The sequence below is a fragment of the Microscilla marina ATCC 23134 genome, assembly GCF_000169175.1.
Taxonomy (GTDB): domain Bacteria; phylum Bacteroidota; class Bacteroidia; order Cytophagales; family Microscillaceae; genus Microscilla; species Microscilla marina.
Window position 1 is genome coordinate 57,809 of sequence record NZ_AAWS01000048.1, and the last position, 11,322, is coordinate 69,130.

An 11,322-nucleotide genomic window follows, 5' to 3' on the forward strand; every position below is an offset into this window, starting at 1 on the left:
TCTTGATGCTTCGTTACCCCGGCAGTTCGCCGGGACTGTGAGTTTTTATTGCCCGTAGCACTGCTACGAGCGCAACCGTCGCGCAAGCTGGCTCAACACCCACAGGATGTTGCCATCTCGCCTCAGTAGCAAATCTCTATCTCCAAATGGATACTTTATTTTTCAACCATTACTAAGTCAATAACCATTGAAGAACTTGTATTATTTATTCATTCTTGGGGTCATTCTTGGGGTCATTTTTAGTACCATCCCTCGCATCATTTTTTGGCTTAAGATTGTAGATCGCTGAAGGCTCGTCTGATGTTCCTAACCCGTTTTGCTGGGCATACAGATGCTTAAGTGCTTGTGTGTTATTGTTCAACTGGTCTTTCATGGCACTTAGTTCGTTGACCATGTCACGCATAGCCTCTGCCATATCAGGAGGGGTAAGGGTAGAGTCAAAAGTTTTATCAGGGTAAAGAATTCTATTAAAATCTACCTCCAAAAGCACCGATACCGCCAAAAGATTTACTGCATTTGGCTTTGTGCCGTTCATCATTCCAGAAAGTGTACTTTTAGGTATGCCCAACTTTTCTGCAATGTCATCATAAGTAATTTTCTTTTCTTTCATGCTGGCTTTTACTGCTGACAATAACTCATGGTACCTTTCGCCAAGAAAATTTAGAGCGCCCGTCATATTTGGCGTCTTTTTTTGCTTTCCTGTTCCATTTCCCGAACCTTCTTTGTTCATAATTTCGAATTTTTCTTTTTATTTATTCTGTTATTCCGTATAATTGCCTTCACAAGCTGTGTTTTACTCAAATATACAGCTATTATTCAGTTTTTTGTTCCATAAATCGAACAAAGCTTGTTCGCTAAACCGTTTTAAATCATTTATTCGCCATGGTCAATCATCAAAAAGTGCAGGACGGAGAACCAATATTAGATGTGTTGGCAAAAAAAGACCGTCAACGTCGAGACGAGGAGAAATTTCAAGAAGACTTTGCCCAAAAAACCTACTATGAAGAGTATTATTCAGTCTATCGGTTTTCAAATTGGGTAAGGTTTGTATTCTCTCTTATCAGTGCCATTGCAGGGTTTTACCTAATCTTTACAGGGCTCAACGCCATCATGCCTCAAGCTGCTGCTGCGGTATTTGCTGTGTTTGTGCTTGGGGGCATAGAGGTGGTAAAACACCTTTTGTTTCCCAGCAACCTCAAAAAGTTTTACCAACACGGCACAAAAAAATACCTAAGCAATGCCTGGAACTGGTTGTTTATTCTATTGAACATGTTTTTTGTTACTCTTTCTATTTTTATTTCTGTCAAAGGGGTAGAAGAATATAACAACAACGAAAATGCAGTAAAGCCTACACTCATTGACCAAAACAAACTGGAAAGCAACTACGATTTTAAACGAGACTCTACCAGCAACTATTATGAGCAGTTGATTCGTGATAAAAAAAACCAAATAAGCAAACTGGAAAAAAGCATAAAAAACGACAGAAACAATCAAGCAAACTACTTTAAAGGTAAATTTTCGTATGTGTTGAGCCAAGACCACCTTACCAGAAGAAGGGACATTGGTCGCTATAATAAACAAATAAGCAAACTGGAAGATGCAAGGATCAAGGCAATAGACGGAGTAAAAGAAAATAAAGGACATAAGCTTCAGGTGGCAGCAGCAAAAAACTCTAAAGCAACTAACAAAGCCGAAGAAAAGACCAAAACCAATACCCTGTTTTTGGTTTTTATAAGTGGCATCAATGAATTCCTGTTGTTGTTGTGTTTGTGGTTTTTAATCCACTTTCCATACAAAACCAACAAGGAAAGAAAACTAATGGATCGCCTGTTGAGAGATCCTAAAGTGGTAGATTATGAGGATGAAATAAAACTGATGATCTCAAGAGCTTTTTGGGACAGGGAGAAAGGCAAACCCTCTTATGGGGTTGAAACTACACAAGTGGCTTCGGCTCCTTACGTTGGCAATGTAGCAGGCAACCCACCACACACCCAAGGGTTGACCCAACCCTCTGCAGCTCCAGCCATCGAAGGGGAGGTCATCACTCAGGCAGTAGCCAAGGGCATAGAAGCTTACTTTATGCATCACGAAACTCCAGCCCCCATGGCTAAACAAAAGTCGACTAAAGAACAAGCAAGAAAAGAACAGGAGGCTTTTGGAGGCATTAGTTTAAGACCGACTGCGTCTAAACAAGGTAGCAAAAAACAACACACGACCAGGTTTGCCTCTGCCTCGACAAAAACCAATGAAACACAGGTGGCTACCAAGACAAAACCACACGCTGCCTCTTCGTTGCCCGTCAGAGAAAAGGAGAGCACCCACGCATTTTTGGAAAAATATGCAGAACAGATCGTCATTCTCAAAGACTTTTACAGAAAGAGAAAAGAAGAAGGCACTCCCAAAAAAGCCTCCAACCGTTACCTTGCCAAAGAGGTGTTGGAAGGAAAAGTGACTGACAAAACAGTAGCTAAAATCAAAAGTAAAATGATTGTACAAGGCTTGATTGATGACAAAATGTTGATTCTATAAACCACCTCACAAGAGCAAAAATACTGACAACCCCAAGCACCAGTTGGTGCTTGGGGCTTTTTTTCGACCATATTGGCAAACAATTCACCTTCGTAAAAATTACTTTCTCTTCACAAAGCCCTCACAAAATCTGGTTTTTTGTTATTATTGCACTCAATATGCCACCAATGGGTTTTATGATAATGAGAGAAAAACACTTAGAAACAAAAAAGAGCAAGACAAGTACGCCTCATAAGTCAACCACCCCACCCAAAAAGCAAGCTAACCTTACATTTATGATGGCTCAAGAAGAAAAACAGGAGTTTACCCACCTAATGCAAGAAGTTACCCGGAAAATTATTCAAAAATACGGATCAATTGATGATCTAACCGAACAACAAAGAGAAGGAGCCATTCACCAAGCCTATGCTGACTTGTTGCAAGAGCAAGAAGAAAAAGGGCTGGTGGTATTTAGCAATGTGAGCCAGGCTTTCCACTACTTTGTACATGAATATTACCCAGGCAAAGTAAAAATAAAGGGGGCACAAATAGAAAAAGGCTTGCCTGATGTAATCTATAAATACAAGAAAAATAAGCCAGTGGGGGAGAAAAAGAAGGAGGAGATTTTACTAAAATATAAGTTTGACATCAATATCAACGGAAAAGTAAGCAAAATGCTTATAGACTTGGCAGGCTCGGAAAAGGAAAAAAAATAAATCGCTTTTTGTGCGATTGTCTTTTTTTTGTTTATGTTTGCTACCAGATGTAAGAAATAAGCTATTTTTAGAAATAGTCAAACCCAATGCTTTTATCGTGAATGGTTTGACAACCAACACCATCACCAATCGTTTGTTGTCCACCACAAAACTCAAAGATTTTAAGTGTTTCTATATAAACAATGGTTGTACTTTTAACAAAATATTTATAGCATAAAATAAAGCACAACAACAAACCATACCTAAACGTATGTTTAAAGTTCATTGATTAGGTTTTTTATCTAACATAGTGCTGATGTGCCTACCCAAAAATAGAGGTAAATAATTGTTCGCACCCAGGCTTTTTTCAAGTATAGTTAATCAAAATCAATCAAAGCAAGGCTTTTAGCTCCTTACTTGCTTTGTATCGTTTTGTTATTACCTGAAAATAGCACTTTTTTATGCTATTTGTAAATATGCCATGAACCAGGCAAAATACACATTACCTTTTTCTGTAGCAGGCAAAATCAACTATGATCCTGGGATTGTTTTTGTCGATTTTGCCCGTGTGTTTGGCGACCACAAGGTATCGGCTTTTCTAAACTACCTGCTTTTTCGAGCGGGCTTTGGTTGGGGCAATACCCCAGAAACCCAATGTACCTGGCTTGAAACAAAAAAGGAAATTCAAGCGCACACCCACCTCACTCCCGATGAACAAGACAGAGTGGTAAGAATGCTTACTCAGAGGGGAATTCTCAAAGTAAAAAGAGCAGCTCCACCAACAGAAGCACAATGGCAACTTAAAAATATAGTCACTGGCAATTTCAGAAAAGGGTATGGGCTCTTTCACTATCGGGTAAATTGGGCGAACCCCATTTTTTCAAGTTTTACCTGTTGGGTAACCACCCAGCAAGAAGGGCGCAAGCAAAACACCAGAACTAAGCTTAGCATTGCTGAATACATCGCCTATAAATGTAAAAAAACCAAGAACGAAACATCTCAAAAAGCGGTTCCTGAATATTCAAAAACTGGTGAGGCATTTCAGGACGAATGGAAGCAACTTGCTACTAAGATGGCACACAAACTCGTTGCAGTTCACCAGCACAGGACTGATGTCAGCAATGTTGATCTTCATGAAGTTTATCAAAAACTAACCAAACACCAACATCGCCCAAAACACTTGCAACATATTCAGACCGAGTTTAAGTACTACTGCCTCATCGAAGCTGAAGCCCTTCATGGAAAAATGCCTTTTGATGAAGCTTGTCTTGATTCATTTTTTCAAAAAATATTCAAAAACGGCAACGAACTGATTTCATTTTTTCAGGAAACCTGGGAGCTGTGGCACCTTAACAAAATAAAACAACAGGAACAAAAAAACGCCTCACACAAAACAAACACGCTGGGAAAAATAAAAAACACAGAAATTCGCGCCCTAAACCAAGTAACTGAGTCAATCAGACAAAAGTGGGATAAACTTAAGGTTTTTCTTCGTGTACAGGCTCGCCAAAGAAAAGAGAAAAGCATCCCTAAATATGTCTTAAACCAAATACACTTTGGCGGATTTGACACTCAAACCAATACCTTGACCTTTCTGGTTCCATCAAAATACTTGTATGAACAATTAGAAAGTAACACGTATGTACAATTTATACGTCAGGCAATCCATCAAACAATAGGAGAGGGGGTAAAACTACAATATATGCTGCTCAGGCTTGAATAGCCATTAATGTATGGTTGAGCAATTGACTACGGTTCCTTGAGTTTATCTAAACTCAAGGCTTTTCTGCTTAAGCACCTCCCAAAAATCATCATTTTTTAGGGTTTTTCGAGGCAAATCGAAGCAAATTTAAATGCTGTCAAATAACTACTTTCAAAATTTTCAATAAAAAATGAAAATTACCTATTTCAGGTAAGGCTATTGATCGGAAATTTCAAAGAAACCACATGGCAAAGTAGGTACACATCTCTAAAACCTCACTGAATCAATATCCTATTTATAAAGCTTTGGCCAAAGGGAGCCCTGTACAAAAAAGGGGGCACAGGTGCCGAAAAAAAAACAATAAATATGCAGCTAATTACTTGTATATCAAGGTTTTAAATATTAAATTTACAACCAATATCTGTGGTAACAGGAGAGGCATTTTAAGGGCAATATTTTGGCGTATTATATCAAGCCATTGGTTATGAAAGTAACCGCATTAAAGATGTATGATTTGTTTTTATGCAAATAAGCCCATTCACACGATTTTTTTATTTTTGGCATACAAGTACTTAACTTAACTGAGATCGTTCAATTTATAGCCGCTTATGTACTTTTTAAACTAGTATTTGTTTGCTTTAGGACGGCTTTTTTTCGCGCCACGAAAATTTTCATTAATTTAACCCTCAATCTCTTTTGATTGAGCGTATCTTTTTAGATAAAATAAAAAATTAAAAAAATCACGAAATTTTTCGAAACTAAAGATTGGGTTAACTCTAGTTTGAATTAATTCGAAACATGAACTACAGTTAACAATCTCTAGTTAACCCTTATAAGGTATAAATGCCCAAAAAATGAAAAATTTTCCATCTGAGTGGATGAAGAATTTTCCATAAACTATGAAGAATTTTCGCTAAAGTAATGTGGATAACTTTAAAACCTGTTCCAGATATGGAAAATTCTTCATAGTTTATTGCTTATTTAAAGTGTTTTATATGAATAATAATATGGCTTTGTAGTAATTTAGTTGGATAGCCACTTAATTATGAAGAATTTTCCTTACTTAATTGACCACCAATGCAATTTTAATAGTTATTGTGAAGAATTTTCCATCATAAGTGAATAATATGGAATTATTAGAAAAGTACAAGAGCTCCATTACCCAAGATGCCAGGGTGACCCTGTCAAACAAGTTTTTACTAAGCGAGATGGAAATTAACATCTTTTATTTGTTGGTATCGCAAATCAGACAAGACGATGACGACCTAAAAGAGTATGTGATTAATCTGAAGGATTTGGAACTATTGACAGGTCGTACCCAAAAGAAAGGTACCCTGCTGAAAGTTTGTGAAAAATTAAAAAAGCAGACCATCGTACTAAAAGATGTAGTAAGCGTTACTGATGGCAAAGAATACGAGTTTATTGTTGAAAACCTGATTGGTGCTATCAAAAAGCCCAAAAACAAGCAAGAAATAAGAACCACCATTTCGCCTGATGTGCGACAGTTTTACATTAATTTAAAAAAGCATTACAACAAATTTCAGCTAAAAAATTTGTTGCAGCTTAAAGGGAGGCACTCCAAACGGTTGTATATGATTTTGTGTGCTTTTCAGGACACTGGCTGGTACTATGCCTCTATCGACGAATTACTCAATATTTTTGCTAGTAAAGTGGGTGAAGATGGACAGATTGAAGTGAAGAAATATACTGCAGGAAGCCTCAAAAAGCATATTTTGGGCAAAGCCAAAGAAGAGATAGAAGATGTAACTGAACTACGTTTTGAGATAGAGGAGAAAAAAAGCGGGAGAAAAGTAGTAGGGTATAAATTCAACATTATTTCAGTTGACTCGCCTAAATTTCTGAAAGAATATCAGCAAAACCCTGTTTTTATCCGCTTGGTAGAAGAGTGTAGCCTAAGTATTCATCAAGCCAAAGTTGTAGTAGATGGCATTGATACCGAGATGATTAATATGTTGTTGTATCAAATACAGCTGGCACGCACTAACAAACAAATCAAAGGAAACATAGGAGGATATACCATCACCATACTTAAGAGAAGCTACCCGTTTTTGGAGATTTAAAAACTATGAAATATTTTCTATAAATAGCCCACAACCGAATCGGTAGTGGGCTATTTGTGTATGTGGGTCACTTTTTTGGTTGGAAAATAGAAAATCCTTCATAGTTTGATTTGTGGGTGTGCTTGGGCTTGTCTCGCTAAAGATGATTTAAAAATACTGTATTTATCTGCTATTGTTTGGTCAGCATGTCAAGAAAAGAAGGTTCAAATAGAACGTTCTTCATAGCCTGTGCTTGAATGTATGCTTTAATAGCCATTTATAACTATTTGGTTGTCAGTAATGATATGCATAATTGGAAAATTCTTCATAGTTTATCTTTTGGGTTGAATGTTTACTTTAATATTTGCGCATAGCTATTTGATTATCAGGTTTTTGTAATATTTAGTTGTAGATTGTGTTTTAGGTGAATGTCTACTTTAGAAGTAGTTGTGAAATGCTATGTATTTGTGGCGTTTGTTGGGCTAAAATAAACTCATGCCTATTCCTGTGTGTAATAAAGGCTGTTTTCTGCTTTCAGTTGGAAAATTCTTCATAATTTATGTTTTGGCGTGTGTCTACTTTAAAAGCGGTGATGAAAAGTTGGGCATTTGTTGGCTAAATGTAAACCTAAGCCCACTTTGGTAGATAGTAAAGGCTGTTTTCTGCTTTCAGTTGGAAAATTCTTCATAGTTTGTGTTTTGGCAAATGTCCACCTTAAAAGTAGTGATGAAATGCTGAGTATTTGTTGGGCTAAATGTAAATCCAAACTTACTTTGGTAGATAGTAAAGGCCGTTTTCTGCTTTCAGTTGGAAAATTCTTCATAGTTTGTGTTTTGGTAAATGTCTACTTTAAAAGTAGTGATGTATTTGTTGGGCTAAAATAAATTCAAGCCTGCTTTGGTGTGTAGGGAAGGTTTTTTTTCGTTGTTAGTTGGAAAATTCTTCATAGTTTGAAAGAGGCGTCATCATCTTTACTTTTTGAATATGCTTCATTTGAGGTCTACTTTCACCTTTTTCTGCAAAGAGCAGCATCTTTAAATACAGGAGGGGCAAACACCCAAGATAGGTGTATAGAGCATTCTAAAAAAGTATGTTGCATTGTGGCAACCATTCCATAACTCTTCTTTTTTCCTTGTCAGATATAGAGTTCCCCCTTAAATCCAGGTGCTTCAATTTATTTAGTTTTGAAATTTCCTTGGGCAAACAAGTGATTTGGTTACGTGGCAGAGACAGCATTTCTATGTTTTGAAGCAGGCAGACTTCTGTCGGAATTTGGGTAATGACATTGTATCCTAGACTCAACTTCTTTAGGTTGGGCAAGTAGCAGAGTTCTTTTGGTAGAGATTCAAACGCGTTGTGCCATAACCACAATACTTCTAGCTTTCTCAACAAGCTTATTTCCTGAGGCAAAACTGTCAGCGCATTCCTGTTGAGCCATAACTTATGTAATGCATTACAAAACCCTAGTTCTTTTGGCAAAGCAAAGAGCTCGTTTCCATCCATATCAAGCTCTTTGAGGTTGGTTAGGCGGCCAATTTGCGAAGGAATATAGCCTAATTTCCGGTAGCTTAGATTGAGTTTGGGTTGATTGAGGTTTAGTATATGATTGGGTTCAAGTTGCCTAAGCGTGCAGTCAAAAAAGAAACGGTGTAATGTCAGGTAATCTTGTAAAAACTGGGTATAGTCGTGGTGCTTTATCCCTTTAATCATTTCCAGCGCAAGCATCACATTTTCCCTATAAGGAGAAGCCAGCAGATGGGTAAAGTTTTCAGAATAATTCATTTGGCTATTATTTGATGATCAAAAACAGTGGGAAAAATAAGTAGGCGACATTTGCCTAAAGTAATATATGAGCGTTTGAGCCCCTGGTTCCATACAAAAACAAGTGCCTTGAGTGTGCTTCTGGAATAGGTGGGTGCTATAGGGATAAACAGACCACCCTTCACATTCTTTAAAACAAAACCCTTGATTATTCAAAAGTTTAAACAAGCTCTCAGCGTGCACTAGGTCATAAAGCTTAAGCACAAGTAGTGAGCTCTTGGATGCCATTATATTTAATAATGGTTACAAGTGTGTGTAAGATACCCAAATTGGTTCATGCTTAGTTATGATCAAATACCTACCTAATAACATTTCAAAATCTGTGTAAACTTGATTTTCGCATGCTTATTATCAGTAACTTAAATGAAAAAAATATACAAAATGAAATGTTGCTACCTGTCTTTAAATAAATAAGCCAATTAAACTTTCAATGATATTTCGCGCTTCTTTTTTTTGTAGCAAATTCTGAAATTGTTGAGCGTCGTCATCATTGTTGTCTGTGTAAATTTCAACTATCCTGTGTAAAATTGTAAGAATAGCCAAAAGGAGTGTTGCATGGCTTTCATCTTGTACTTTCTTGCTTATCACTACTGACAAAAATTCTGTAAGTATTTTTGTGATATTGGGGGCACTTTCTAAAAGAAAGTTTTCCATCTGGATGGTGTTATCTTCATTTTCATCAGTTAGCAGTGCCACCGTCTTGGGTATCAACCTCAAAAGGGGCAATATTAAATTGTATGAATCAGGAGCAACCTTATTTTTTATCTGTTCTATCAAAACATCTATTCCTGTGTCGGTCAATGCAACGACTTTATCTGCAAGCAATTTTTTTACTTGATAAGTGTTATCGCCCTCATCATCAGTCAATACATCTGCCATGTCAGGCATAGTATCCATTAGGGGTTCCATAAGCTCATAAGTAGGATTATCTACCTTTCTGGAAGCCAAGCCTTTTAAGGAGCCTATGCTCACCTTTGCAAGGTCTGGTGCACACTCTTCCAGCCAGGTTTCTATCTGTTTTTCATTGTTGGCTTCATCATCCAAAAATATTTCAGCCAATTCCTGCATGCGCTCCAGAATAGCATAGACATTTGTTCTTAGCACCTCATTTTCTACTTTCTTCATCAGAATTCCCTCAAGAATAGGAAAGACCAGCCTAATAAATAGTTTTTTCATAATAAATAAATTTATGGATTCAAGCCTCTACAGATTGTCAAGCCTGCTACAAAAAGAATGAATGGAGGCAGAGGGCAATTTACTATATGTTAGGAGTGAAAGCCTGCAAGTTTTAGGATAGAAAATGGACAGGCAACAGGTAATAATGTGACCAACAATGGCCCTGTTATTTTCTGGGAAAGAACTTATTGTTGAAAGGGCAAAACGAGTATATCAAGCCCAAAGTTTTATGTCTACTTTTTGTTCTTGGTGGGGTGTTTTATTGTCTTTACCAAACCTTTCTATATAAAGAGTAATTGCCTTACTATTGAGAAAACAGTTTACTGATTTTTGAATATCAAAAACTATTATGAAAACCACCCTACATACCTCAAAAGGTTGTAGGGTTTTTTAGCTGTGAACTATTCCACCCTACTATCTTTTTGCCTGGGTGTGTAGTTGTTGTTATATCAGCTACCTTGTCGCTCAAAAAACATTGCCATTTCCTAAGGTTGTATCCTGTTGAATTGAAATTCATTGGGAACCAGTTGTGAACTGGAGGTGGTTTTTGGGGTAGAAAGGTCGGTAAAGTAAAACTACATAGCTAATATTAGTAATGATCTCTACAACAATTAACCTTTTTATGGACAATGAAAATCAATGGAAACTTCTCAATAAACGATAAAAATTTCGCTGATTGGTTTAACCAAGACTTTCGACTTACATATCCACAGTTTTTCCCTCACTTTATATCTGGAGAAGGCTTTGGTGTACTTATGGAAAATCTACCAAACCTCACTGGTAAAAGCGAAATAACCTTGAATGAGTTTTGTGGGCATATGGCAATCATATACAATGAAACTGGAGGCACATGTAAGCCTATTCGTGAGATGGGAGGCCCCCAGTATATGTTCAATACTGTGATGCCAGGTGGAGGAGTCAAATACAGCTACAATACGCCACCTAACCACAAAGCAGGCGACCAACTCATGGAATGGGGCATTATCAATACTGAAGAGCAAAGAAGCTTATGGAATGGAACTATTTACCCTAAACACGCCCCTGAAGATATAAAAAAGGCAGCCCTAAAGTGTGATTTCTATCGTTTTAGGGGGTATGGTTTTAATCAACTTACTTGGCGTAATGCTTATGAACAATGTTTGCAACCATTATTGCCTCGCCCCATGGATGAATACTCTGTGGAGGAGTTTGAAGCCCATATAAATAATGTTAAAATAGCTGCTCAAGCTTTTTCAATTATATCAACCAAAATGCCTATGCCCAAAATCAATACAGACTTGGTAAGTGGAAACTTTAGACCTATGGTATGTGGTTCTGGCATTGGGCTATATGTAACACAATATTGCTCGGTCATGCATAC

At 37.2% G+C, this 11,322-nt stretch carries 9 protein-coding genes; 5 read left to right on the top strand and 4 right to left on the bottom strand.

What is annotated here, in order from left to right; genetic code table 11:
- Window positions 1–205 precede the first annotated feature (205 nt).
- Window positions 206–730: a helix-turn-helix domain-containing protein gene (locus tag M23134_RS29700; protein WP_002702808.1), complete on the bottom strand. Its 525-nt coding sequence runs from the start codon at window positions 728–730 to the stop codon at window positions 206–208.
- Window positions 731–882: 152 nt separating this feature from the next.
- Between M23134_RS29700 and M23134_RS29705 the strand changes: the two genes are divergently transcribed.
- Window positions 883–2,529 (top strand): hypothetical protein, encoded by a 1,647-nt coding sequence (locus M23134_RS29705; protein WP_002702810.1) that lies wholly within the window; start codon window positions 883–885, stop codon window positions 2,527–2,529.
- Window positions 2,530–2,711: 182 nt separating this feature from the next.
- On the top strand, window positions 2,712–3,224 hold the full coding sequence (locus tag M23134_RS29710; protein WP_157558713.1) for a hypothetical protein: 513 nt from the start codon (window positions 2,712–2,714) through the stop codon (window positions 3,222–3,224).
- Window positions 3,225–3,291: 67 nt separating this feature from the next.
- Here the strand turns inward: M23134_RS29710 and M23134_RS29715 are convergent, their stop codons facing one another.
- Window positions 3,292–3,489 (bottom strand): hypothetical protein, encoded by a 198-nt coding sequence (locus M23134_RS29715; protein ID WP_002702813.1) that lies wholly within the window; start codon window positions 3,487–3,489, stop codon window positions 3,292–3,294.
- Window positions 3,490–3,684: 195 nt separating this feature from the next.
- Between M23134_RS29715 and M23134_RS29720 the strand changes: the two genes are divergently transcribed.
- Both M23134_RS29720 and M23134_RS29725 read left to right on the top strand, forming a co-directional pair.
- Complete coding sequence (locus tag M23134_RS29720) at window positions 3,685–4,926, top strand: hypothetical protein (protein WP_002702814.1); 1,242 nt, start codon at window positions 3,685–3,687, stop codon at window positions 4,924–4,926.
- A gap of 1,106 nt (window positions 4,927–6,032) precedes the next feature.
- Window positions 6,033–6,986, top strand: a complete 954-nt coding sequence (locus M23134_RS29725) for a replication initiation protein (RefSeq protein ID WP_002702815.1) — start codon at window positions 6,033–6,035, stop codon at window positions 6,984–6,986.
- 1,059 nt (window positions 6,987–8,045) lie between these two features.
- Here M23134_RS29725 and M23134_RS29735 read toward each other — a convergent pair.
- Together M23134_RS29735 and M23134_RS29740 are read right to left on the bottom strand one after the other, a co-directional pair.
- Window positions 8,046–8,747: a leucine-rich repeat domain-containing protein gene (locus M23134_RS29735; RefSeq protein WP_002702817.1), complete on the bottom strand. Its 702-nt coding sequence runs from the start codon at window positions 8,745–8,747 to the stop codon at window positions 8,046–8,048.
- A 441-nt stretch (window positions 8,748–9,188) separates the two neighbouring features.
- On the bottom strand, window positions 9,189–9,962 hold the full coding sequence (locus tag M23134_RS29740; RefSeq protein ID WP_002702819.1) for a hypothetical protein: 774 nt from the start codon (window positions 9,960–9,962) through the stop codon (window positions 9,189–9,191).
- A gap of 755 nt (window positions 9,963–10,717) precedes the next feature.
- On the opposite strand from M23134_RS29740, the gene M23134_RS29745 reads away from it, so the two are divergent.
- A partial coding sequence (locus M23134_RS29745; RefSeq protein ID WP_198145113.1) for a hypothetical protein occupies window positions 10,718–11,322 on the top strand: 605 nt, incomplete at its 3' end.